24 protein-coding genes are annotated in these 24,744 nt (G+C 59.1%); 12 read left to right on the top strand and 12 right to left on the bottom strand.

What is annotated here, in order from left to right; genetic code table 11:
- Window positions 1-11: 11 nt before the first annotated feature.
- Both ITX55_RS00170 and manX read right to left on the bottom strand, forming a co-directional pair.
- Window positions 12-812, bottom strand: coding sequence for a PTS mannose/fructose/sorbose transporter subunit IIC (locus ITX55_RS00170; protein WP_033634888.1), 801 nt, complete (start codon window positions 810-812; stop codon window positions 12-14).
- Window positions 813-868: 56 nt separating this feature from the next.
- A complete protein-coding gene (gene manX / locus ITX55_RS00175) occupies window positions 869-1,828 on the bottom strand; it encodes a PTS mannose transporter subunit IIAB (protein ID WP_042784756.1) in 960 nt (319 codons plus the stop codon).
- A 562-nt stretch (window positions 1,829-2,390) separates the two neighbouring features.
- Here manX and ITX55_RS00180 point away from each other — a divergent pair.
- A complete protein-coding gene (locus tag ITX55_RS00180) occupies window positions 2,391-3,935 on the top strand; it encodes a TerC family protein (RefSeq protein ID WP_089191908.1) in 1,545 nt (514 codons plus the stop codon).
- Between the two features lie 16 nt (window positions 3,936-3,951).
- On the opposite strand, the gene ITX55_RS00185 is transcribed toward ITX55_RS00180, so the two are convergent.
- The 4 genes from ITX55_RS00185 to pabB all read right to left on the bottom strand — a co-directional run bounded on the left by ITX55_RS00185 (window position 3,952) and on the right by pabB (window position 9,567).
- On the bottom strand, window positions 3,952-5,538 hold the full coding sequence (locus ITX55_RS00185) for an EAL domain-containing protein (protein WP_033643382.1): 1,587 nt from the start codon (window positions 5,536-5,538) through the stop codon (window positions 3,952-3,954).
- A gap of 267 nt (window positions 5,539-5,805) precedes the next feature.
- Window positions 5,806-7,170: an L-serine ammonia-lyase gene (sdaA, locus tag ITX55_RS00190; protein WP_033650934.1), complete on the bottom strand. Its 1,365-nt coding sequence runs from the start codon at window positions 7,168-7,170 to the stop codon at window positions 5,806-5,808.
- 448 nt (window positions 7,171-7,618) lie between these two features.
- Entirely contained in the window at window positions 7,619-8,197 is a 579-nt protein-coding gene (locus ITX55_RS00195) for a CoA pyrophosphatase (RefSeq protein WP_033644292.1), read from the bottom strand.
- Window positions 8,194-9,567, bottom strand: coding sequence for an aminodeoxychorismate synthase component 1 (pabB, locus tag ITX55_RS00200; RefSeq protein WP_197755881.1), 1,374 nt, complete (start codon window positions 9,565-9,567; stop codon window positions 8,194-8,196). Before pabB ends, ITX55_RS00195 begins: the two co-directional genes overlap by 4 nt.
- Before the next feature lie 525 nt (window positions 9,568-10,092).
- Here pabB and ITX55_RS00205 point away from each other — a divergent pair.
- Window positions 10,093-11,094, top strand: coding sequence for a glycosyltransferase (locus ITX55_RS00205; RefSeq protein WP_033643379.1), 1,002 nt, complete (start codon window positions 10,093-10,095; stop codon window positions 11,092-11,094).
- A gap of 70 nt (window positions 11,095-11,164) precedes the next feature.
- The gene (locus ITX55_RS00210) at window positions 11,165-11,404 is read left to right on the top strand and encodes a YoaH family protein (protein ID WP_033643378.1); all 240 of its coding nucleotides are present in this window, start codon (window positions 11,165-11,167) and stop codon (window positions 11,402-11,404) included.
- A 34-nt stretch (window positions 11,405-11,438) separates the two neighbouring features.
- On the opposite strand, the gene purT is transcribed toward ITX55_RS00210, so the two are convergent.
- Window positions 11,439-12,617 (bottom strand): formate-dependent phosphoribosylglycinamide formyltransferase, encoded by a 1,179-nt coding sequence (purT, locus tag ITX55_RS00215; protein ID WP_117187797.1) that lies wholly within the window; start codon window positions 12,615-12,617, stop codon window positions 11,439-11,441.
- A gap of 246 nt (window positions 12,618-12,863) precedes the next feature.
- Between purT and cspC the strand changes: the two genes are divergently transcribed.
- From cspC to yebF, 5 genes are all read left to right on the top strand, one after another.
- Entirely contained in the window at window positions 12,864-13,073 is a 210-nt protein-coding gene (gene cspC, locus ITX55_RS00220; RefSeq protein ID WP_004927572.1) for a cold shock-like protein CspC, read from the top strand.
- Between the two features lie 147 nt (window positions 13,074-13,220).
- Window positions 13,221-14,603 carry an ATP-dependent RNA helicase DbpA gene (gene dbpA, locus ITX55_RS00225; RefSeq protein ID WP_069100687.1) on the top strand — a complete coding sequence of 461 codons (1,383 nt, stop codon included), beginning with the start codon at window positions 13,221-13,223 and terminating at the stop codon, window positions 14,601-14,603.
- Between the two features lie 88 nt (window positions 14,604-14,691).
- Window positions 14,692-15,015: a YebG family protein gene (locus ITX55_RS00230; protein WP_108680921.1), complete on the top strand. Its 324-nt coding sequence runs from the start codon at window positions 14,692-14,694 to the stop codon at window positions 15,013-15,015.
- Window positions 15,016-15,054: 39 nt separating this feature from the next.
- Window positions 15,055-15,363, top strand: coding sequence for a N(4)-acetylcytidine aminohydrolase (gene yqfB / locus ITX55_RS00235; protein WP_004927562.1), 309 nt, complete (start codon window positions 15,055-15,057; stop codon window positions 15,361-15,363).
- A 70-nt stretch (window positions 15,364-15,433) separates the two neighbouring features.
- Entirely contained in the window at window positions 15,434-15,793 is a 360-nt protein-coding gene (gene yebF, locus ITX55_RS00240) for a protein YebF (RefSeq protein WP_033643374.1), read from the top strand.
- Window positions 15,794-15,850: 57 nt separating this feature from the next.
- On the opposite strand, the gene ITX55_RS00245 is transcribed toward yebF, so the two are convergent.
- The 5 genes from ITX55_RS00245 to mdtH form a co-directional block, all read right to left on the bottom strand.
- The gene (locus ITX55_RS00245) at window positions 15,851-16,414 is read right to left on the bottom strand and encodes a lipoprotein (protein WP_016927416.1); all 564 of its coding nucleotides are present in this window, start codon (window positions 16,412-16,414) and stop codon (window positions 15,851-15,853) included.
- Window positions 16,415-16,566: 152 nt separating this feature from the next.
- Complete coding sequence (locus tag ITX55_RS00250; protein WP_197755882.1) at window positions 16,567-18,207, bottom strand: AarF/ABC1/UbiB kinase family protein; 1,641 nt, start codon at window positions 18,205-18,207, stop codon at window positions 16,567-16,569.
- 34 nt (window positions 18,208-18,241) lie between these two features.
- The gene (gene grxB / locus ITX55_RS00255) at window positions 18,242-18,889 is read right to left on the bottom strand and encodes a glutaredoxin 2 (protein ID WP_187048123.1); all 648 of its coding nucleotides are present in this window, start codon (window positions 18,887-18,889) and stop codon (window positions 18,242-18,244) included.
- A 127-nt stretch (window positions 18,890-19,016) separates the two neighbouring features.
- Window positions 19,017-19,265 carry a hypothetical protein gene (locus tag ITX55_RS00260; RefSeq protein ID WP_033643371.1) on the bottom strand — a complete coding sequence of 83 codons (249 nt, stop codon included), beginning with the start codon at window positions 19,263-19,265 and terminating at the stop codon, window positions 19,017-19,019.
- A 73-nt stretch (window positions 19,266-19,338) separates the two neighbouring features.
- On the bottom strand, window positions 19,339-20,544 hold the full coding sequence (gene mdtH, locus ITX55_RS00265; RefSeq protein ID WP_033643370.1) for a multidrug efflux MFS transporter MdtH: 1,206 nt from the start codon (window positions 20,542-20,544) through the stop codon (window positions 19,339-19,341).
- 346 nt (window positions 20,545-20,890) lie between these two features.
- On the opposite strand from mdtH, the gene rimJ reads away from it, so the two are divergent.
- The 4 genes from rimJ to murJ all read left to right on the top strand — a co-directional run bounded on the left by rimJ (window position 20,891) and on the right by murJ (window position 24,684).
- Window positions 20,891-21,475, top strand: coding sequence for a ribosomal protein S5-alanine N-acetyltransferase (gene rimJ, locus ITX55_RS00270; protein WP_033644290.1), 585 nt, complete (start codon window positions 20,891-20,893; stop codon window positions 21,473-21,475).
- 9 nt (window positions 21,476-21,484) lie between these two features.
- Window positions 21,485-22,129: a YceH family protein gene (locus ITX55_RS00275; protein WP_042784746.1), complete on the top strand. Its 645-nt coding sequence runs from the start codon at window positions 21,485-21,487 to the stop codon at window positions 22,127-22,129.
- The gene (locus ITX55_RS00280) at window positions 22,122-23,042 is read left to right on the top strand and encodes a Gfo/Idh/MocA family protein (protein ID WP_197752032.1); all 921 of its coding nucleotides are present in this window, start codon (window positions 22,122-22,124) and stop codon (window positions 23,040-23,042) included. The genes ITX55_RS00275 and ITX55_RS00280 overlap by 8 nt, the downstream gene beginning before the upstream one ends.
- Window positions 23,043-23,148: 106 nt before the next feature.
- Complete coding sequence (murJ, locus tag ITX55_RS00285) at window positions 23,149-24,684, top strand: murein biosynthesis integral membrane protein MurJ (RefSeq protein WP_033643367.1); 1,536 nt, start codon at window positions 23,149-23,151, stop codon at window positions 24,682-24,684.
- Window positions 24,685-24,744 lie beyond the last annotated feature (60 nt).

The raw sequence follows: 24,744 nt of genomic DNA on the forward strand, positions 1-24,744 counted from the left end.
CTCACCTATTCCTAGTCGAGTTCGTTATCGAGATCGTTCGCGTTAGCCGGGCCGGCCTGGACAACCTGAGATTTGTTGTATTTCGGGCTGAGCTGGATATACAGCACGGCCATCACCACGCCGATGACGCCGAGCGCCACCAGGTTGAAGTTGGTGAAGGCGGCGGTAACGAAACCGAGATAGAAGAACGGCATCAGGTAGCCGGCGCGCATCATGTTAATCACCATTGCGTAACCGACCACGACGATCATGCCGCCGGCGATGTTCAGGCCGCTGGTGACCACTTCCGGGATCGAGTTGAGCAGGGCGTGTACCCCGGCGGTGCCGACCGAAATGGCGACGATGACCGCAGGGATGGCGATACGCATCGCCTGCAGCAGCAGGGCGCCAATGTGGATCCAGGTGATGGCGCGCAGGCTGCCGCGCTCCGCCGCGCTGTCCGCCGCGTGCTGGAAGGCCACGGTGAGGGTGCGCACGATGATGGTCAGCACCTGGCCGGCCGCCGCCAGCGGAATGGCCAGCGCGATACCGGCGCCGACGCTCTGCCCACCGGCGATGACCAGAATGGTAGAGATGATGGACGCCAGGGCGGCATCCGGCGCGACTGCCGCACCGATGTTCATCCAGCCGAGGGCGATCATTTCCAGCGTACCGCCGATGATGATGCCGGTTTTCATGTCGCCGAGGATGAAGCCGATCAGGGTACAGGCGACCAGCGGGCGGTGGAACTGGAACTCGTCGAGGACGGAACCCATCCCGGCGATACAGGCAACGATAAATATCAGCACAATCTGAAGAGTGGTGATCTCCATTGCACTTCTCCTATGACCAAAAAAGCTCTGAGTAAAATAATCAGCGGCTGGCGCCACTAATTGAGTTTGTTAATCAGGTCCATCATTTTTAGCCGGCTGTCGGACGAGACCTTACGCACCTCCAGCTCGATACCGCGGTCGTTCAGCTTCTTAAACGCTTCGATATCTTTTTCATCGACGGAAACGGCGTTGTTCACCTGGGTTTTCCCCTGACGGAACGCCATGCCGCCGATATTGACGGATGTAATCTCCACGCCGCCTTCCACCAGACGCCAAACGTCGGTCGGGTTGGTGAATAACAGCATCACGCGATCGTTGGCGTATTTCGGGTTGTTCCAGACGCGGATGGCCTTCGCCACGTCCACCACGTGAGCGGTGACGCCCGGCGGGGCAACCTGGGTCAACAAGGTCTTGCGCACATGGTCGGCGGCGACCTCATCGCTGACGACGATGATACGGCTGACGTTGGTCTCTTTGGTCCAGCGGGTGGCGACCTGGCCGTGGATTAAGCGGTCGTCGATACGCGCCAGGCCGATTTTCATGTGATCGTTCGGCCCCAACGGCGCCTGAGGAGCAGCGGCTTTCGGGGCGGGTGCTGCGGGTTTTGCGGGTTCTTCCTGCGGTTTTTTCAGCGCTTTCACGCCTTCACGGCCGGTTTCCAACGCCAGCGCCACCAGTTCATCGAAAGCGGGGTTATCGTCCCGCGCCATGAAGGTTTCCACCAGCATCGGAATGTTGACACCGGTGACGACCTCATAGTTGTCTTTATCGACCGCAATGCGGCTGGCGGCGTTGAACGGGCTGCCGCCCCAGGTATCCACCAGGAACAGCACGCCGCCGCTGGTATCCAATCCACTGATTTTTTCGTTGTACTTGACGATTAACGTTTCGGCATTCTCACCGGGAACGAAGTCTATAAAGGCGACGTTGTCCTGCTCGCCCAATAGCATCTCCGCCGTTTTCAGCAGTTGTTCCGCTGCAGCCCCGTGTGTGCCGATGATAATAGCTATTGCCACTCGCTACCTCCTCGTTGAACTCCAGGCACGGTGTATATCGTTCTTCCGTGCCGTCTTGGCAGTCACTTCCGCGGTTCAGATACATTATGGTAGAAAAAAAGAAACGCACGCCTAACATTTCTCACGCAGTTTCAAATGCCTGTGCGCGATACTTCACGAACGCGTCATTTATTTTAGTGAGTGAAAAAATATTTTTTGTGACGTTGCTCCGCTATTGAATGCTCGGATAAATCTTAGCGGTCGTGGGCGAGATGACAGGGCGCAACCTTAAACCGCCGTTGAAAAAGCCGCTTTGTCCGCCAGAAAAATCCTGATACAGTAATTTCCTCTTTCATCACTAAGGAGTGAAGGGCCTCAGCCCTCCCTATGGACTGTCACCGAAGTTACTGTTTTTCCAGGTTTCACCCGCCACCTGCTGGCGTTACATATGCTGTTCGGCCGCTCGGCCACCACCCGGTAATCCCATCCCGTCACCTTGCTATTGTCGACTGCGCCCATGCAGCGGCGGCATCGTCACGTCTGAGCCTCCTGCGCTCATTCCCACTTTTCTCTGGAGTCTGATATGGAATTTTTAATGGACCCCTCTATTTGGGCGGGGTTGCTTACGCTGGTGGTGCTGGAAATCGTGCTGGGCATCGACAACCTGGTGTTCATTGCCATTTTGGCCGACAAGCTGCCGCCGAAGCAGCGTGATAAAGCACGCATCATCGGCCTGTCGCTGGCACTGCTGATGCGTTTGGGCCTGTTGTCGGTGATCTCCTGGATGGTGACGCTGACCACGCCGCTGTTCAGCGTCGGCGATTTCAGCTTCTCGGGCCGCGATCTTATCCTGCTGTTCGGCGGGGTGTTCCTGTTGTTCAAAGCCACCATGGAGCTGCATGAACGGCTGGAAGGGCAGACGCACCAGGACGGCGCCAACCGCGGTTACGCCAAGTTCTGGGCGGTGGTGGTGCAGATCGTCATCCTCGACGCGGTGTTCTCGCTCGATGCGGTGATTACCGCCGTGGGCATGGTGAACGATCTGCCGGTGATGATGGCGGCGGTGGTGATCGCGATGGCGGTGATGCTGTTGGCGTCCAAACCGTTGACTAACTTCGTTAACGCGCATCCGACCATTGTGGTGCTGTGCCTGAGCTTCCTGTTGATGATCGGCCTGAGCCTGATCGCCGAAGGCTTCGGCTTGCATATTCCTAAAGGTTATCTGTACGCCGCGATCGGCTTCTCGATCCTGATTGAATTGTTCAACCAGATCGCGCGTCGCAACTTCATCAAGCATCAGGCGCGTCGCCCGATGCGCGAGCGCACTGCGGAAGCGATCATGCGCCTGATGGGGCTGCAGCGCGCGCAGCAGACGGACGATGCGGTCGCCTTGCCGCGGGATGAAACCTTTGCGGAGGAAGAGCGTTATATGATCAGCGGCGTGCTGACGCTGGCCTCGCGCTCATTGCGCAGCGTGATGACGCCGCGCACCGAGATTTCCTGGGTCGATTGCGAGCGCTCCCGCGAAGAGGTGCGCGAACAGCTGCTGGACACGCCGCACAGCCTGTTCCCGGTGTGCCGCGATTCGGTGGATGAGATTGTTGGCGTGGTGCGCGCCAAGGATCTGCTGGTGGCGCTGGAGCAGGGTGAAGATATCGCCGAGTTCGCCGCCCGCACGCCGCCGATCGTGGTGCCGGAAACCATGGACGTCATCAAGCTGTTGGCGGTGCTGCGTCGCGCCAAAGGGCGTCTGGTGGTGGTCACCAACGAGTTCGGCGTCGTGCAAGGGCTGGTGACGCCGCTGGACGTGCTGGAAGCGATTGCCGGTGAATTCCCGGACGAAGATGAAACCCCGGACATTGTGGCGGAAGGCGACGGCTGGCTGGTGAAGGGCGGGACCGACCTGCACTCGCTGGAACAGGCGCTGGCCTGCGATGACCTGGTGAGCCCAACCGCGGACTACGCCACCCTGGCGGGGCTGCTGTTGGCCCACTACGGCCAGATGCCGGTGGTGGGGGATACTATCGAGCTGAACCACCTGCGTTTCGATATCGTCGACGTCTCCGAATACCGCATCGAACTGGTGCGTGTCACCCGCGTCGTCTTTAACGAGCCGACGCAGTCGTAACCCGTTCGCCGGAGGCTCAGGCCTCCGGCGGATCCTCTTGCGCATGCCTGACGCGCGATTCGTACTGCTGCAACCACAGCGGGAAAACGTGGATCGGCATCGGTTTGGCGAAATAATACCCCTGCAGGGCATTGACCTCGCGTGAGCGCAGGTAGTCAGCTTGTTCCGCCGTTTCTACCCCTTCAGCCACCAACTTCAGCTTCAGCCGCTGCGCCAGCGTAATGATGGTGTCGGTCACCGTGGCGTTTACCGCGTCGGTGCCGATGGCCGCGGTAAACCCGCGGTCAATCTTCAACACGTCCGGGCTGAGGTTTTTCAGGTAGCTCAGCGAACTGTGGCCGGTACCGAAATCGTCGATGGCCAGCATGATACCCATGTCTTTCAGCGTCCGGATCTGGTCATGCTGGATGGCCGACAGCGCGGTGCGCTCGGTCAGCTCCAGCATCAGTGACGGCATTGGGTGCGCCGGCAGCCAAATCTGGCGGATATCGTCGATGATGTTGAGCGTTTTAAAATGCTCGGCCGCGACGTTGATGCTGATGTAGAACGACGGCCGCGGCGGGAACAGCTGCAGATTTTCCGTCACGGTGTTCATCAGATAGCGGGTCAGCGGAATGATCAGCTCATGCTGCTCGGCCAGCGGGATAAACACGTCTGGCGATATCCATCCCTGCCGTTTCTTTTTCCAACGCAGCAGCATCTCGACGCCGGCGCAGCGGCCGGTATCGCTGTGAATGATCGGTTGGCAGTAAACGCGGAACTCCCGGTGGGTAATGGCATGACCGATGTGATAAGACAGGCTCATACGGTTAGCGGTGAGCAGGTAGACCACATAGGCCGCCAGCAGGCTGATCAACAGCGCCAGAGGAATATGGCGCGGCAGTGCGGAAAACGCCAGCATGCCGACCTGCGGGCCAAACAGCGAAATCGAGAACGGGTATCGCTCGGAACCGGCGGTGTAACGCAGATCGTTGGTCAGAGTGTCGCGGCGCAGGATTTCACGGCGTCCGTATTCCAGGCTGCTGTCAGCTACGTTCAGCACCATTCGCTGAACATAAGGCTCCTGCGGTTCGAGTAAAAAGTTCGATAACAGCTCGATATTGAAGACGTGCAGCACGCCGCTGGTTCTATCGCCGGGGGAGGGTGTCCACATCACCAACGTGGGCAGTCCTTTGCTCACCGCCAACGAAGGGCGCAGCGCCAGCTTGACGTTGCTGTTGACGAAAATCGGCAGCACGGCGGCCAACTGATAATGACGGGCGCCAAACAGGCTGGAGCAGTAGATGACGCCATTTTTTACCAGCAGCATGGCGCGCAGCGCCTGATTTTGCGCGGCGCGAAAGCGCAGGGTCGATGAGACGTTCTCGCAGGGTTGTTCCAGCATGTCCATACTGCGTTCCGCCTGCAGCTGCGCGGGGGACAGCAGCTGGTCAATCTTGCCGACGGTGCGGGTGGCCAACGTTTGCTGGCTCTGCTCGATGCTTTTGACCTCTTGATAGTAACGGGTATACAGCGATACCAACAGAATAGCCGCGCCCACCGCTCCGGCCAGCAGCCAACGGTAGTAACGATATTGGGACGCGGCGAGGTGGGTCATCAACATCCGGTAAATCCTTGTTCGGTAATCCAGCTCCGAGTCACGGTCAGGCCATAGATCCTTAAGTTGCGCTCGGCTAATTCTAGCCTGAGGTTATACAAGATTGATGGTAACTCAGTAAATTATTTCGATTTGGCAAAACAGAAGGTCAATTTGCAGGCTAACCGCCGGATCGATGAGAAAAATGCAGGATTTTTTCTGGTGACATTGTCACAAAAACGCTCAATGAATTGATTACCCATAAAAAACCCCGCCGGGTGGCGGGGTTGTCGGTCAGTCGCATTGCACCTTGATAGCCAGGCCGCCGCGTGATGTTTCTCGATACTTGGCGTTCATGTCTTTGCCGGTTTCATACATGGTCTCGATCACCTTATCCAGCGAAACGCGCGGTTCGCTGGTGCGGCGCAGAGCCATGCGGGCGGCATTGATCGCCTTGACCGAGGCGATGGCGTTGCGCTCGATGCACGGCACCTGCACCTGGCCGGCGACCGGATCGCAGGTCAGACCCAGGTTGTGTTCCATGCCGATTTCCGCCGCCACGCATACCTGCTCAGGGCTGCCGCCCAGCAGTTCGGCCAGGCCGGCCGCCGCCATGGAGCAGGCAACGCCGACTTCACCCTGACAGCCGACTTCGGCGCCGGAAATGGAGGCGTTCATCTTGTACAGCGCGCCGATGGCGCCCGCCGCCATAAAGTAGCGGATATAGATGTCCGGGCTGACGGACTCGATGAAGTGATCGTAGTAAGCCAGCACGGCAGGCACGATGCCGCAGGCGCCGTTGGTCGGCGCGGTGACGACGCGGCCGCCGGCGGCGTTTTCTTCGTTAACCGCCAGCGCGAACATGTTGACCCAGTCGATCACGTTCATCGGATCGTTGGACAGTTTGTCCGACGCCACCAGCATACGGCGCAGCGCGGAGGCACGGCGCGGCACGCGCAGCGGGCCCGGCAGCACGCCTTCGGTGTTCAGACCGCGATCGATGCAGGCGCGCATGGTTTGCCAGACGTTACCGAAGTAGGTGTCGATCTCTTGCTTGCTGTGCAGCGCCAGTTCGTTCTGCATCACCATGCCGGACAGCGACAGACCGGTATCGCGACAGTGGTCGAGCATTTCGCGCGCGGAATTGAACGGATAAGGCATTTGCAGTTCTTGCTCGGCGGCCTTGCCGAAGTTCTCTTCATCGACGATGAAGCCGCCGCCGATAGAGTAATAGGTCTTGCTGTACACTTCTTTATCACCGGCGAAGGCGTGGACCTGCATGCCGTTTTCGTGCAGCGGCAGGTTGTCGCTGCGGAAGACCATGCCGCCGTCGCGCGGGAAATCGACTTCATGCAGGCCGTTGGCCAGCATCAGGCGTTGACGTTGTTCTACATCGCGAATAAAACCCGGAATGCTATCGATATCGACGGTGTCCGGCATGTTGCCGGCCAGGCCGAGAATGATAGCGATGTCGGTATGGTGACCTTTGCCGGTCAATGAGAGTGAGCCGTAAACGTCTACGGCAACACGCGTGATAGAAGGCATCAGGCCTTTATTTACCAGATCGTCGACAAACTGTTTGCCGGCTTTCATCGGTCCAACCGTATGAGAGCTGGACGGGCCGATGCCGATCTTAAACATGTCGAAAACGCTAATCACGCTAAAACTCCTTAAAGAGACGTATTGTTATGGCTGCGGCGGTTAAAAACCGCGCAGGGAACAGCGATATTGTAAAAGGGCCGTGCGGGTTCGGCTGCCTTTTTCGCATGAAATTAAATAATCCGTGGTGTCGCTTTTTTTACTGATTACCCGGGGCGAACCCTTGTGCGGGGCATCCGCTTTCGCCCAAGCTCCATTAACGGTAATCGCGCCAGCTTTCCTTGCTGAACGCCGCCGGCTTAATCCCTGTTTCTACAGTGGTTTATCTCGGACGGTGGTATTTTACAGGTATTTCGTAAGGTTTAAGAGAGGGTTTACAGTTTTTTTAAAACCATTCAACCGGAACGGTAGTTGAAAAAGCGATCAAATGAAGTGATTTCGATCGCTTTACCCGCAGCGGAGGCCGGCAACCGTGCCAGATTGCGAGTCAGATCACGCAATGCCGGCTCTAAATACTGACTTGCTGCGCCAGGCGGCGAATGATGGCGGCGGTCAGCCCCCAGATAAACTGGCTGTGGTACCAGGAAAGGTAAATCCGGTGCGTATGGCCGGCGCGATGAATGTCCAGCGGGTAGTAACGCGACAGGGTCAGCGCCTCCCGCAAAGGCATTTCAAACACGTCAGCCACTTCGCCTTCGTTGGCGCGGAACTGCACGTCCGGCGAGACCAGGCCGACGATAGGCGTGACCTGAAATCCGGTGCTGCTGTCGAGCGGCGCCATTTGGCCGAGTATGGTAACCGCCTGCGGCGGTATCGCCACTTCTTCCTGCGCTTCTCGCAGCGCCGTCACGATCGCCGACCCGTCTTCAGCGTCGGTTTTACCGCCGGGGAAGGCCACCTGGCCGGCATGTTTGCGCAGCGAGTCGGCGCGGCGGGTCAACAGCAGCGTCGGCTCGGCGCGACAGACGATCGGGATCAGCACCGCGGCCGGGCGCACATTGTGCGAGATCTGCGCCGCCTGCGGCAGCTGCAGTTGGAAACGGCTGATAAAGGCGTGCAGTGAGGCCGGTGCATTTGGTGGGATCACGATTGGGCGCACTCCCCGAGCTGCGGCAGAATGCGGCCAACCTTGTCGAAGGTCTCCTGATATTCCGCCTGTTCCTGGCTGTCCGCCACGATGCCGCCGCCGGCGGAGCAATGGATGCGGCCGTTTTCGGTGACGAGCGTGCGAATAGTGATGTTGGTGTCCATGGTGCCGCAGGCGCTCAGGTAACCGATGCTGCCGCAATAGGCGTTGCGACGCTGCGGCTCCAGTTCTTCGATGATTTCCATCGCCCGCACCTTGGGCGCGCCGGTGATCGAGCCGCCGGGGAAGCAGGCACGCAGCAGTTCGGTCGCCGAGGCGGTGTCCGGCAGGGTTGCGGTGATGGTGCTCACCAGGTGGTGCACCGCCGGGAACGGCTCCACGACGAACAGCTCCGGCACGCGCACGCTGCCGGGCTGGGCGACGCGGCCGATATCGTTGCGCAGCAGATCGACAATCATCAGATTTTCAGCGCGGTCTTTGGGTGAACCGGCCAAACGACGAGCCTGTGCGGCGTCTTGTTCCGCGTCCGCCAGCCGCGGCAGCGTGCCCTTGATCGGGCGGGTTTGGATGCGCTGCTGCTCCAGCCACAGGAAGCGCTCGGGAGAAACGCTCAACACGCTGTTGTGAGGCAGACGCAAGAACGCGGAGAACGGCGCGCGGTTGCTGGCGCTCAATTGGCAAAACGCCTGCCATTCATCTCCCTGATAGTCTGCGGAGAATCGCTGCGCCAGATTGATTTGGTAACAGTCGCCGCTGCGCAGGTAGTGCTGAATGCGTTGGAACTTCTCGCCGTACTGCTGCCGGCTCATATTGGCGCGCCAATCGCTCACCAGTGTGAAAGGGCGTGCCGCAGGCGCGGTTTGGCTATTGAGCCAGCGCCAGCGCTGTTCCACGTCGCCATAGCTGAGCAGCGTCAGCGTTTGCAGCCGGTGGTCGGCGATCAGCGCCCAGTCATAAATACCCACCGCCATGTCCGGCAAGGCGAGGTCGGCTTCGGCCAACTGCGGCAAGCTTTCCACCCGCCGCCCAAGATCGTAGCCGAACAGCCCCAGGGCGCCGCCCTGAAACGGCAGATCCGGATTAAAGGCCGGTTGCCAACCTTGCGCCACCATCTGCTGTTGCAACAACTCAAACGGATCTTGTTGCGACCGTATTGTTACGTCGTCACTTATGATTTCCGTGGTGGCGCCGTGAGTCGTGAAAGTAATGCGCGGCTGCGCGACCAGAATATCGAAGCGGTTGTGCGAATGGTCGGCAAAGCCCGAGTGCAGCAGCATCGCCCAAGGCTGCGATGAAAGCGGGGCAAAAAGCGTCATCAGGGCGCTGCGATGGTAGGGCAAAGACTTTATGTTTGGGGCGGTTACGCTCATGAACGTCAATAAACCTGGCTGTGAAGACGGCAATATCTAGCGGCTAGTGTGCCATAGACGGCCATGGCATGCATGTTTTGCCATGCGAGACATGCAGCACACCTCACATAAACGGCAGTTCAATAAACCTGAAATAAGGCATTTTTTGCGCCATTCATCTTACTTCTCTATGTTAAAAATTTAACGTCAAAATAACTGGAAGCATTTTTCACCGAGGGCGCAAGACCCGAGAAATATAAAGACAACTCGTTAATTTCACACTTTTATTGTTGCTCGCTGTTATTAAGCGGGCGATGCGAAACGGTTTTGCCTGTGTTTTTTAAGGTGGCCGTCTTGTGAAAGTTATTCCTTGTTGTGGAACGCTTTTCTTGTAGAAAGCATGAAAAGACAAACAAGATGAATCTTATTTAGCTCGCGGCGGAAATGTGAATGTTTGCGTCATATTTCGCTCGGGCGCTGAAGCGATTTCTATTTTTCAAAAAAATAAAATTATCATTTTGTTACATTATTATTGAAGAGCTGCCTATGTCGTTAATGCTGAGCGTCATCGTCCCGATGCACAATGCGGGAGAACTGTTAGAACCTTTCCTGGCTTCGTTGCTTGCTCAACGAGAACAGCGGTTGGAGGTGATCATCGTTAACGATGGTTCCACCGACGGTTCGGGGGAGGTCGCCCACCGCTATGCGGCGGCGCATCCGCATATTCGGGTTATCGATCAGGCGAACGCCGGCGTTTCCAATGCGCGTAATGCCGGGCTCGCCGTTGCCCGAGGAAAATACGTGGCGTTTCCCGACGCTGACGATCTGCTGGCGCCGGAAATGTATTCCACGCTGCTGGAGCAGGCCGAACGGCACCAATTAGACGTGATGCAATGCAATGGCGAACGCTATTTTGCCAGCCAGGACGAATTGCAGCCGATTTTTCCTCAGGAGCGTTTACGCACCACTGATGTTATCACTGGCGTTCAATGGTTCGAACGCGCGTTGAAATCGCGAAAGTTTATTCACGTTGTGTGGTTGGCGATATATCGTCTCGATTTTATCCGCCAGCATCGGCTCTATTTTGAACCGGGCTTACATCACCAGGATATTCCCTGGACGACGGAGGTCATGTTTAATGCCAAGCGGGTCAAATATTTAAGCACGCCGCTGTACCGCCAACGGGTGCACGACAAGTCGATCAGCAATCGCCGCCGCACCGGCAAGGCTAACGTGGATTATCAGCGCCACTATATGAAAATCGTCGAAATGCTGGAGCGGCTCAACCTGCGTTATGCGAGCACCATCGCCATTCGGCCGGCGTTTCATTGGCAGATCACCCGCGAAGCGCTGGGGATTTGCCACAGCATTCGCCGTGAGCCGGATCCGGCCGCTCAGAATCAGATTACCGAAGAGTTTTACCAACGTGGCATCGACAGAGCGATGCTCGCCAATGCGCGCGGCGTGAAGCAGGGGTGGCATGTCATGCTGTGGCGGCACCGTTTAAAGCAGTGGCGCAACGATAACGGCTGTTCACAGCCGGCCTGAGGCACAAGACGTTGGGATCCGCCGCGTTAGCGCGTATACTCCTTCTCCCTTTTGCCGGAGAGAACGACACATGCATGCAGGTATGCCATTACTGAGCCACGCGGAGCAGCAGGAAGCGGCGGATCGCATCCATCAGCTGATGGAACAGGGCATGAGCAGCGGTGAGGCCATTGCTCGCGTTGCGCAGGAAATTCGTGAGAAGCATCAGGGCGCGCATGTCGCGGTGCTGTTCGATGACGAAGACGAACAGCAGGATGCCGCGCCGGAGGCGTCGCGGGATGACGATGCTGAAGAAGACGAAGACTATTGATGTTATCGGGGCCGCGCAAGCGGCCCCGTCAGTTTTAGCGGTTGACCGCCACGGCGGCGGCGGCCTGTTTCGCCAGCTCCACCGCGAGTTCCGTGGTGTCCGCCGTTGCCAGCGCTACACCCAGGCGGCGCTGGCCGGCGATTTCCGGCTTGCCGAACAGACGCAGCTGGTTGTGCCCGCGCAGCGCGTTTTCCAATCCGCTGAAGCGCACATCGGTGCTGGTGAGCTGTGGCAGGATCACCGCTGAAGCGGAAGGGCCGAACTGGCGGATAGCGCCGATCGGCAAACCGAGAAACGCGCGCACGTGCAGGGCGAACTCAGACAGATCCTGTGAAATCAACGTGACCATGCCGGTATCGTGCGGGCGTGGCGACACTTCGCTGAAGATCACGTCGTCGCCACAAACGAACAGCTCCACGCCGAACAGCCCGAAGCCCCCCAGGGCCTTCACCACTTTCTCGGCGATAGCCTGGGCCCGGCTCAGCGCCGTAGCCGACATGCGTTGCGGCTGCCAGGATTCGCGGTAATCCCCATCCTCCTGACGGTGCCCGATCGGCTCACAGAAATGCACGCCATCCACGGCGCTGATGGTCAGCAGCGTAATTTCAAAATCAAATCTTACCAGCCCTTCGACGATCACCCGGCCACCGCCGGCACGGCCGCCCTGTTGGGCGTAATCCCAGGCGCTTTGCAGCTGTTCGGGCGTGCGGATCAGGCTCTGGCCTTTGCCGGAAGAGCTCATCACCGGTTTGACGATGCACGGGTAGCCGATATGCTCAACCGCCTGGCGGAAAGCGATTTCACTGTCGGCAAAGCGGTAGCTGGAGGTGGGAAGACCGAGCTCTTCCGCCGCCAGACGGCGGATGCCTTCACGGTTCATGGTCAGGCGTGTGGCTTCGGCGCAGGGCACTACGCGGTGGCCCTGGCGTTCAAGCTCGACCAGCATGGCGGTGGCGATCGCTTCGATTTCGGGAACGATATAGTCCGGCCGCTCGTGTTCGATGACGGCTTTCAACGCGTCACCGTCCAGCATATTGATGACGTGGCTGCGGTGCGCCACATGCATGGCCGGCGCATCGGCGTAGCGATCGACGGCGATCACCTCCAGACCGAGGCGCTGGCATTCAATGGCGACTTCTTTACCCAGCTCGCCGGAGCCGAGCAACATGACGCGGGTGGCGGAAGGGCGCAGGGCGGTTCCAATCGTTAACATAGTTTCGTACCTGGATCGGTGAAAGTAAGCGGATTGATGATCGGCGGGCAGTATATACGAAAACGATTGCGCGCGCAGCCGCCGCGCCGGTTTTGTTGCTAACTGGCTGTTTTTATAACAAACAGAAATATTTGCCCTGTATGAGCGATTGTGCGTTAATAACCGACGGCGAAAGAAGGCCTACTTATCGAAAGGTTTTCGCGTCTCGTGCCGTCAAGGCAGGTTTATCAAGTAAAGGAAACACAAATGAGCAAGATCACTGGTCACGTTAAATGGTTCAACGAAAGCAAAGGTTTCGGCTTTATTACCCCTGCCGACGGCTCTAAAGACGTTTTCGTTCATTTCTCCGCTATCGTCAGCGATGGTTTCAAGACCCTGGCTGAAGGCCAGCAGGTTGAGTTCTCCATCCAGGACAGCCAACGTGGCCCAGCCGCAGCCAACGTCGTTGCGATTTAACGACTGCGTTGCCGAGAAACCCGCCGCCGGCGGGTTTTTTTATGCCCGCACCCCGTAACGCCGCCCATCTCTGTTATCATTTACCGCTGATTCGGCGCTTACCTGCGGGCGCGCCGCCATTCCATTCGCCATATAAGAGTTATCGCCGTGAGCACAGTTTCTTTTTCTTCCCTGCCGCTGCCAGCCGAACAGTTGGCCAACCTCAACGAACTGGGGTACGCCGAAATGACGCCGGTACAGGCCGCCGCATTGCCCGCCATCCTGCAAGGGCGGGACGTGCGCGCCAAGGCGAAAACCGGCAGCGGTAAAACGGCGGCCTTCGGCATTGGTCTGCTGAACAGTATCGTCGTCGGTCAGGTCGCCACGCAGGCGCTGGTGCTCTGTCCCACCCGCGAGCTGGCCGATCAGGTGAGCAAAGAGCTGCGTCGCCTGGCGCGTTTTACGCAAAACATCAAGATCCTGACGCTGTGCGGCGGCCAGCCGATGGGGCCGCAGCTCGATTCGCTGGTGCATGCGCCGCACATCGTAGTGGGGACGCCGGGCCGTATCCAGGAACACCTGCGCAAGAAAACGCTGCAGCTGGACGAGCTGAAGGTGCTGGTGCTGGATGAGGCCGATCGCATGCTGGACATGGGGTTCGCCGACGACATCGACGATGTGATCAGCTATACGCCGCCGCAACGTCAGACGCTGCTGTTTTCCGCCACGTACCCGGCAGGCATCGAGCGCATCAGCGCGCGCGTTCAACGCCAGCCGCTGAGCGTCGAGGTGGACGATGGCGAAGCGCAGACCTCCATCGAACAACGCTTTTATGAGACCACGCGCGATCAGCGCCCAGCGCTGCTGGTGTCGGCCATTCGCTATCATCAACCCGCGTCCTGCGTGGTGTTCTGCAATACCAAGCGCGACTGTCAGACGGTGCTTGAGGCCCTGGAGGCCCGCGGCATCAGCGCGCTGGCGCTGCATGGCGATCTGGAACAGCGCGACCGCGACCAGGTGTTGGTGCGTTTCGCCAACCGCAGTTGCCGGGTATTGGTGGCGACCGACGTCGCCGCACGCGGGCTGGATATTAAAGAGCTGGAGCTGGTGGTCAACTACGAGCTGGCGTTCGATCCCGAAGTGCATGTGCACCGTATTGGCCGTACCGGCCGCGCCGGCATGAGCGGGTTGGCGATCAGCCTGTGCACGCCGCAGGAAATGGCGCGTGCGCACGCGATTGAAGACTATCTGCAGATGAACGTCGACTGGTCGCCGGTGTCCGAGCTGAGCGGGGCGGCCAACGGCTCGCTGGAGGCGGAAATGGTGACGCTGTGCATCGACGGCGGCCGCAAGGCGAAGATCCGTCCCGGCGATATTCTCGGGGCGCTGACCGGTGATGCCGGGCTGACGGCGGCGGAAGTGGGCAAGATCGATATGTTCCCGGTGCATGCCTATGTCGCGATCCGCAAAGCCAGCGCGCGCAAGGCGCTGCAACAGTTGCAGCAGGGCAAAATCAAAGGCAAAAGCTGCAAGGTGCGGCTGCTGAAATAAGCCAAGGGCGGGCGGCGGTTTGCCTTCCCGCCACGATCTATTTATACTGTATATAATCACAGTAATTTGAGTATTTGAGGACGCACGCATGGCGGTTGAAGTTAAATATGTGGTGGTGAGAAACGGTGAGGAAAAAATGACTTTCGCGAGCAAGAAAGAAGCCGACGCCTACGACAAAATGCTGGATCTGGCGGACAACCTTGGGGAGTGGCTGCAGCAGGCGCCGCTGAACCTGGATGACGAACAGCGCGAAGGGCTGAGCTTCTTCCTGGCGGAAAACAAGGATGTGCTGGGTCTGATTCTGCGCGGCGCATCGCCGGCGGAAACCCTCAAGAAACCGGCGGAAAGCAAAGCGAAAAAAGCGGCCTCTACCCCAAAAGAGGGATCTGCGTCAGAAAAGCAGGCGGCATAATGACTTATGTTGCGGTGTTGTGATGAAAAAGGATCTAAAATGAGCCGTGAAATAACTTTCTTCAGCCGCTTTGAGCAAGACATTCTGGCCGGGCGTAAAACCATCACCATTCGGGATGCCAGTGAATCGCATTTTGAACCGGGCGAGGTATTGCGCGTCAGCCGCAATGAGGACGGCGTATTTTTCTGCTTTATCGAAGTGCTGTCGGTAACGCCGGTGCGCCTGGATGCGCTGACCGAACGCCACGCACAGCAGGAGAACATGTCGCTCGGCGAACTGAAGCAGGTGATCAAGGAAATCTATCCGGGCCTGGATGCGCTGTTTGTCATTGAGTTCGTCAAACGGTAACCCTTTGCCGAAGCCCTGTTGTGAGCCAGGGATGGGCGCCCGGATAGCGCTAATCACAACGGGAGGACATATGAAAAAAACGGGTTTGGCTATCGCCTTGTTGGCCATGATGGGAGCATCGACGACGGTGTGGGCGCAGGATCACGAACAGCGCGCCGCCAAGGTGGGGCAGTGTGCGGGCCTGCAGCCGGCGGATATCGCCGCCCAGGTCAAGCGCGACTTCTTGCAGAACCGCATTACGCGCTGGGAGTCGGACAAAAAGCTGCTGGGTACCGCAACGCCGATTGCCTGGGTTAGCCCGGATGCCATCAGCGGCAAGGATCAGGTATGGCAGGTGCCGTTGACGGTGCGTGGCACCAAGGCAGATAAAACCTACAACGTGACGCTCAACTGCAACACCGGCGAAATCGCCTACAGCGCCCCACAGTAACGCTTTCCCGGCAGTAAAAAGCCCGCCGAGCGGCGGGCTTGATGTTCTCAGGCGGCGTCAGTCGCTGAACGGAATCACCAATTCACCCGGTTTCACTTCCAACCCTTTCGCCAGTTTTTTCGCCAGCGCTTCGGTTTTGCTGTTGTCAGGATTCAGCACATAAGCCGGCTTTTGGTCGAAGTAGGATTTCAGCGACTGGTTCAGATACGGCGTCAGCGCTTTCATCACCGTCTGCATTTTTTCCGGCTGCACGCTGTAATCGGTCAGCTCCATGTCCTTCAGGAAAATGGCGCCCTGCGCCCGGTCATAAACCGGCTGCGCCTTCAGCGTCAGCTTCAGATCAGCGGTCTGCGGGCCGAGAATCGACGTGATGTTGACCTTGGCGTCGCCGGAAAGGGTGACTTTACCCGGTTCGCTGCGGCCGATCTGGCTTTGCAACTGAGTCAGCACGATGTTGGCGTCCAGCAGGCCGGGCACGCCGATTTGCTTCTGATAGTCGTTATGTTTCTGCAGGTAGTCATTCACTTCCTGCTCACTCAGGGTGTACTGGGTCAGTTGATTGCAACCGGCCAATACGCCGGCGAACAGCAGGGCGGCTGCGCCCATCAGGATCTTCTTCATTAATGCCTCATTGCGACTGCTGGCGAAAAGTGCTGCAGATAATTGATTAATCATTATAAACGCTCCGCCTGCGCGTGAAAACGGCAGGCGGAGGTATGGCGGGAATAGTGCGCGTAAAACAGGGCGAGACCTATCGGATAACGCCGAAAGCGTCAGCGCCGTAATCGCAGCGCCAAGAGGATCACGCCGGCCAGGCAGGCTGCGCCTCCCAACAGCGGGAACAGCGGAATGCCCCACAGCCGCAGCGACGAATGCATCAGATAAGGCGCCAGCCCCAGGGCAAAAGCGGCGGTGACGATGGCGATGGCCAGGGTAACGGCGCTGCGCTCCAGCGCTTTGCTCAACTGACCGAGGTTCTTGACGTTAATATCGGCATTGAGCTGCCCGCGTTTCAGGCGGCGCACCAACAGCCGCAGGGTTTGCGGCAGCTCCTCTCCGGCGTCGAGCGCTTCCCCGCCCAGGGTCAAGAGCCGTTGGCGCACGGCGTCTGGGGCATAACGTTGCAGCACCGTTTGTTGCAGCATCGGTTTGAGCGTGGCGACGATGTCAAAGGCCGGATCCAGCCGGTGCAGCACGCCGTCGGCGGTGATTAAGGCCTTGAACAGCAGCACCAGATCCGGCGGCAGTGCCAGCTGGTGCTCACGCGCCATCACCAACAGGTCAGTGAGGGCTTTGCCGAGCGTCAGGGTGGCGGCGGCCTGCTTGTCGAGAAAGTTTTGCGCCGCCAGCTCCAGGTCCATCAGATCCAGCGGTTCGCTGTCCGACCAGGCGATCAGCGTGTTGACGATGCCTTCGGACTGACGATCGGCGATGGCCTGCAGCAGCAGGAGCAACTGGTTGCGCCGCCGTTCGGACAACTGACCCACCATGCCGAAGTCGATGAAGCCGACGCGATCGCCGCTCAGCGCCATCACGTTGCCGGGGTGCGGATCGGCGTGATACAGCCGGTGCTCCAGCACCATGCTCATAAAGGCGCGGGCGCCGCGCTGCGCCAGCAGCGGGCCGTCAAATCCCGCTTCCGCCAACTGCCGGGGGTTCTCCGGCGCGGTGCCGGGCAAGTATTCCTGCACTAACAGACGCGGGGAAGACCATTGCCAATAGATTTTCGGCACGACCACGTCGGGTTCACGCGCAAACATGCCGGCGACGCGATCGCAGTTATGCCCTTCATGGGTCAAATCCAGTTCATGATTGAGCGCCGTCGCCAGCGCTCTGACCATCTGCCGTGGTCGATAGCGCGCCAGCGCCTGACTCTGCTGCTCCACGGTTTCCGCCAGCGAGGCCAGCAGCCGCAGATCGGCGTGAATGGTTTTTGCCAGGCCGGGGCGCAGCACTTTCACCACTACCTGTTCGCCGCTGTGCAGGCGCGCGCGGTAAATTTGCGCCATCGACGCCGCGGCCAGCGGTGTGCGATCGAATTCGGCAAACAGCTGCTCGGGATCATCGCCGAGATCGGCGATGATCTGCGGCGCCAGCATTTCCCATGGCAACACCGCCGCCTGGCTGTGCAGACGCTCCAGTTCGTCGGTCCAGGCCGGATCCAGCAGGTCAGAACGCGTGGCCAGGATCTGGCCGAATTTGACGAAGGTTGGGCCGAGCGCCTCGAGCGCTTCGCGCAGCCGCTGAGGGAGGGGCTGCGCGCTCTGCCGTGCGGGCTCACCGCGGGCGCCATGCAGCAACGCCCCCAGGCCCAGCAGGCGCAGAACGTCTTGCAAACCATAACGAATCAGAACGGAAGTAATTTCCTTCAGCCGCGCCCGATCGCGAGCGGTGGCGAGCACCATTTTCAGCATCAGTACGCCATATCCTTTTTGTGACTGTCGAACGTTATTGTTCCATATCCAGCAGCAACGGCACTTCGCTGCGCTGCGCCATGCGGTTGCGGTAGGCTTCCACGTTGTCCGGCAGGGCAACCCCGGCGACGATCGACAATGAGCGCAGCAGCGGGAACAGATGAATATCGTCCTCAGAAAGCTCGCCGTTCACGGCGTCGGCGGAGACGATCAGCGGTGACAGCGTTTGCAGGTCGGCCTCCAGTTCGGCGATCAGATCGGCGCTGTTGGCGAGATGCTCGGCGAAATCACCGATTGACGCCTGCTTTTTATCGATAAAGTAACGGTGGGCGCTGTCGGTGGCAAATTCTTCGAAATCGGCATGCGCAATACGCGGCAACAGCAATTTGGCCGCATAACTGTCGACCCGGCGCAACCACTCGGCGATGGCCGGGTTGGTGCGGCCGGTCAGCACCGGTTTGCCGTCCAAGCCATCGACATAGCGCACGATATCCAGGCTTTCCGGCATCGCTTCGCCGTCGTCTTTGATCAGGATCGGCACCATTTTTTTGCCAATCAGATTGAACGGGGTCGTCTCATCGTCGTTGAGCAACGTTACCAGGCGAATCGGCAGATGTTTCAGGCCGAAAATCATGCGGGCTTTAACGCAGAATGGGCAATGATCGTAAATGAACAGTTTCATGCTTGCTCCGGGTTGTCAGGTTTTAACAGCAATAGTTACCACAGCTTATCGAGGCTGTCTTGAAACGCGTGTGTTGGATGGTGCGTTATTGCGATATTGCCCGCGCAACAGGCGCGGGCGAGGAGTGCTATTTCTTGACCGGTACCGAGTTGAGCACATCGATCAGGTGAATGCGGGCTTGTTCCAAATCGATCTGATCGCGTTCGTTGGCGGCGGTAACGACCTGCAGCTGTTTGATAATATCGTTTTTCAGGCCGGCGTCGCTGGCGAGGATATGCGCCAGCGCCTTTTCCACCAGGGTGGAGCGCGCATAAATCATGCGCAAGTTCAGTATCATATGTTCGAGTAGTTGCGGTAATTTGGCTTCTTCGCTCATGCCGACGGGCTCCTGTGGGTGTTTTTACTAACAGGATAGCAGCTGTTGCCGATTCGGCCGGATTTCTATGGCGTTAGCCGCCGCGCAGTATCACCGACGCGTTGCGCCGCGGGCTGAATTGCCAGTACAGCGCCAGCAGCGTGGCGAAGCCTACGGCGCCGAGCAGCAGCCAGGGCAGCTCCGGCATGTTCATCATCCGCCCGGTATCGTACATCCAACCGCCGCCGGTATATCCCAACGCACCGCCCAACGCCAGCCCGAGGCGGCTGAAGCCCATGTAGCTGCCGCGCGCCCGCGGATCGGCCAGCGACGCGCTGAGCGTTTCGCGCGCCGGCTCGGCGATGATCGAACCCAGATAGAAACAGCAGATCAGCGTGAACACGCCTTGCAGGCTGCTGGCAAGGCCGATCGGCAGCAGGCTGAGCGTCATCAGCAGCAGGCCCGCCATCAGGCGTTGTTCAAGCCGAAAATGTTTTTCACCCCAACGCGCCAGCGGATAGAGCAGCGACAGCGACAGCGCCGCTTCGATCGCGTACATCCATTTCACCGCCGCCGGTGAGCCGGCAATTTCATTGACCACGATCGGCAGCATCAGCATCACCTGTACCGCCAGCATATAGTAGCCGGTCAGCGTCAGGACATAGGTGAGGAAGCGGCGATCGCGCACGACCCGCAACATGCCTTCTTTCATCGGTACGCGCACGGTGGAGATGCGATAAGCCGGCAGTAACCAGGCGTTCCAGCCTGCGGCCAGCACGAAGATCGCCGCCCCGACCCAGCAGACAAAGTGGAAATCGTATTGCAGCAGCCAACTGCCGATCAGCGCGCCGACTACCGCGCCGGCGCTGTCCTGCATCATCAACAGCGAGAAAAAGCGGCCGCGTTCGTGCGGACGGGTCAGTTTGATCACCAAAGCGGTGCGCGGCGGATCGAACAGCGTGCCGCCGAGGGCCGACAGCGCGCAGGAGAACCACAGGATCCACGGCGCATCGGCCATCGCCATGGTGGCGAAACCGGCGGCGCGCAGCAGCATGCCGGTGACGATCATCGGCTTGGCGCCAAAGCGATCGGCGACCGCGCCGCCAAAGATGCCGAGCCCTTGTTGCAGCAACTGACGCAAACCCAGCGCGATGCCGACGATCAGTGCCGCCCATCCCAGCTGATCGACGAAGCGGATCGAAATAAGCGGGAACACGACAAAGAAGCCTAAAACCACCAGCAGGTTGTCGAGCAACAGAAAATATTTACCCAAGCTGCGCGCTTGCGACACCAGAGACATGCATCACCATGAGCAATTAAGAGAGAGGGGGAAGGCAACCCCACCATTCTCTACCCAATTGGCGGACGGCGACAGGGGCGGAGTAGATAATATTTTTTTATCGTCAAGGTGTTACCTGAACTGCAAAATTGGCGGAAAAACGCCGTAAAACGCGTATTCGGCGATTTACTGAGCGGCCGGTATTTTACCTCGGGGGCGGCCTACGGTTATATTGAATGCAAGGGAGCGCGGTTCTGAGGCGCTATTGGCAACATAAAGTCATGGCCTCAGATCGGCGTCGGATAATTATCCACGACGCTTCCTAATAAATACTTCTTATCGAACCGTTTTGACCGCGGGGGAAATGATGTTCGGCTACCGCTCTGCATCGCCAAAAGTACGTCTTACTACCGACCGGATGGTGGTCCGTTTAGTGCATGAACGGGACGCCTATCGTCTGGCGGACTATTATGCCGAGAACCGGACCTTTCTCAAACCCTGGGAGCCGGTGCGCGATGAAAGCCATTGTTATCCGTCCGGCTGGCAGGCGCGCCTGGGGATGATCGCTGAAATGCAAAAGCAGGGCAGCGCCTACTATTTTATCCTGCTCGATCCGGAAGAGCAGGAAGTCCGCGGCGTGGCGAACTTCAGCAACGTGTTGCGCGGTTCGTTTCACGCCTGCTTCCTCGGTTATTCGCTGGGGGAGAAATGGCAGGGGCAGGGGTTGATGTTCGAAGCCTTGCAGTCCGCCATCCGCTATATGCTGCGCCAACAGCGCATGCACCGCATCATGGCCAACTATATGCCGCATAACCAGCGCAGCGGCGCATTGCTAACGCGTCTGGGATTCGAACGCGAAGGTTACGCCAAAGATTACCTGCTGATCGACGGCAAGTGGCAAGACCACGTTTTGACGGCATACACCAATAAAGAGTGGCTACCCCCACGTTGAGGCCAAACGATGAAATATGAATTGAACGCCAAAGAGGCCCGGGTCATCGGCTGCCTGTTGGAAAAACAGGTGACGACGCCGGACCAATACCCGCTTTCGCTTAACGCCATTACCCTGGCCTGTAACCAAAAGACCAACCGCGAGCCGGTGATGGATCTGAGTGAAAGCGAGGTGCAGCAACTCCTCGATCTGTTGCTGCGCAAACATTTCCTGCGCACCCTCAGCGGGTTCGGCAATCGGGTCGTGAAATACGAGCAGCGGTTTTGCAATTCCGAGTTTGGCCAGCTGAAGCTCTCTCCCGCCGAACTGGCGGTGATCGCCACCTTACTGCTGCGCGGCGCGCAAACGCCGGGCGAGCTGCGCACGCGCACCAACCGAATGCACGAGTTCAGCGATGTCAGCGAGGTCGAACAGGTGCTGCAGCAGTTGACCACGCGCGAAGACGGCCCGTTCGTGGTGCGCCTGGCGCGCGAGCCGGGCAAGCGCGAAAGCCGCTTCATGCATCTGTTCAGCGGGCCAATCGATGAGGCGCCGCCGGCGCTCGAGTCGGAGATCGACGGTGAATTGAGCGCCAGAGTCAGCGCGTTGGAAAACGACGTGGCGGAGCTGAAACGGCAGGTGCAGCAACTGTTGGCGAGGGAAACGCATGACTAAATTGCGCGTGGGCATAGTGGGGCTGGGCAGCATCGCGCAGAAGGCCTACCTGCCGATCCTCAGTCAGGCGGCGGACTGGACGCTGGTGGGCGGCTTCTCGCCTAATCAACAGAAAGCGCAGCCGCTGTGCGACAGCTACCGCATGGCCTGTTTCCCTCGGCTGGACAGCTTGGCCGAACAGTGCGATGCGGTCTTTGTCCACAGCAGCACCGCCAGCCATTTTTCGGTCATTAGCGAGCTGCTTAACCGTGGCGTACATGTTTACGTCGATAAGCCGCTGGCGGAAACGCTGGAGCAGGGCGAGCAGTTGCTTGAGCTGGCCGAGCGGCGGGGCAAAACGCTGATGGTGGGGTTCAACCGCCGTTTCGCGCCGCTTTACCGCCAACTCAAGCAGCAAATGAATCAGCCCGCCTCCATTCGCATGGATAAACATCGGGCGGACAGCGTCGGCCCTCACGATCTGCGCTTTACCCTGCTGGATGACTATCTGCACGTGGTGGACACCGCCCTGTGGCTGGCGGGCGGAGGCGAGCAACTGCTGAGCGGCAGCGTGCGCGCCAACGCTGCAGGCGAAATGCTGTACGCCGAGCACCACTTCGCCTGTGGCGATACGCAGGTGACGACCAGCATGCATCGCCGCGGCGGCAGCCAGCGCGAAAGCGTGCAGGCGGTGACCGACGGCGCGCGGTATCAATTGACCGATATGCGCCACTGGCTGCGCGAAGATGCGCAGGGCGAGTTGGAACAGCCGGTGCCGGGTTGGCAAAGCACGCTGGTGCAACGCGGTTTCGACGGGGCGGTGCGGCATTTCCTCTGCGCCGTCGCCAATCAGAGCGCGCCGGAAACCGGCGGCGAGCAGGCGCTGGTTGCGCAGCGTGTGGTCGAGCGTTTGTTACGCGATAACTCTATGTAACATATGGCGGTAGCTATTCTTTTCCGAATGCGTAAACTGAGCCGATTGTTTCACTGACGCCTGCTGTTGCAGGCGTTGATATTTACGGTACCTATCAGACAACCACATGAACCTACTCAAATCCTTGGCTGCCGTCAGCTCGATGACGATGTTTTCGCGGGTGTTGGGCTTTGCCCGCGATGCGATCGTCGCGCGCGTGTTTGGGGCCGGCATGGCAACGGACGCCTTCTTCGTGGCGTTCAAACTTCCTAACCTGCTGCGTCGTATCTTTGCCGAAGGCGCATTTTCGCAGGCTTTCGTGCCGATCCTGGCGGAATATAAGAGCCAGCAGGGCGAGGAAGCGACGCGCACCTTTATCGCCTATGTCTCCGGGCTGTTGACGTTGGTGCTGGCGGTGGTGACGGTGCTGGGGATGCTGGCCGCACCCTGGGTGATCTATATCACTGCGCCGGGCTTTACCGATACGCCCGACAAGTTTGCGCTGACGTCGGCGCTGCTGCGCATTACCTTCCCCTATATTTTATTGATTTCGCTGGCCTCGCTGGTGGGGGCGATCCTCAATACCTGGAACCGTTTCTCGATCCCGGCCTTTGCGCCAACGCTGCTTAACGTCAGCATGATCGGCTTCGCGCTGTTCGCCGCGCCGTATTTCCACCCGCCGGTGCTGGCGCTGGCGTGGGCGGTGGTGGTCGGCGGCGTGCTGCAACTGGGCTATCAGCTGCCGCACCTGCGCAAGATCGGCATGCTGGTGCTGCCGCGCATCAAATTGGGTGACGCCGGGGTCTGGCGGGTGATGCGCCAGATGGGGCCGGCGATCCTTGGGGTGTCGGTCAGCCAGATCTCGCTGATCATCAACACGATCTTCGCATCGTTCCTGGTGTCCGGCTCGGTGTCCTGGATGTACTATGCCGACCGCCTGATGGAGTTTCCTTCCGGCGTGCTGGGGGTGGCATTGGGCACCATCCTGCTGCCGTCGCTGGCCAAAAGCTTCTCGAGCGGCAACCACGACGAGTATTCGCGCCTGATGGATTGGGGGCTGCGCCTGTGCTTCCTGCTGGCGCTGCCGAGCGCCATCGCGCTGGGTATTTTGGCCAAACCGTTGACCGTCTCGCTGTTCCAGTACGGCAAGTTCAGCGCCTTTGACGCGGCGATGACGCAACGCGCGCTGGTGGCTTACTCGGTGGGGCTGATGGGGCTGATCGTGGTTAAGGTGCTGGCGCCGGGCTTTTATTCGCGTCAGGACATCAAAACGCCGGTCAAGATCGCCATCATTACGCTGATCATGACGCAGGTGATGAACCTGGCGTTTATCGGTCCGCTGAAGCATGCCGGCCTGGCGCTGTCGATCGGTTTGGCGGCCTGCCTGAACGCCGCGCTGCTGTATTGGCAGCTGCGCAAGCAGAAAATCTTCCAGCCACAGCCGGGTTGGGCGCTGTTCCTCACCAAGCTGGTGATTGCCGTACTGGTGATGTCGGCCGTGCTGATTGGCTTGATGTGGCTGATGCCGGCCTGGGATCAGGGCAACATGCTGGAGCGTTTGCTGCGCTTGGCGGCGGTGGTGGTGGCCGGTGTGGTAGCCTACTTCGGCGTGCTGGCCGGGTTGGGTTTCCGCCCGCGTGATTTCGCGCGCCGGGTCGTCTGAGCCGAGTGAAAGCGTAAAAAAAAGGTCGCCACGGCGACCTTTTTGCTTTTCTGCGCGGCG

The sequence above is a fragment of the Serratia sp. EWG9 genome (assembly GCF_019913725.1).
Lineage (GTDB): Bacteria > Pseudomonadota > Gammaproteobacteria > Enterobacterales > Enterobacteriaceae > Serratia > Serratia ureilytica.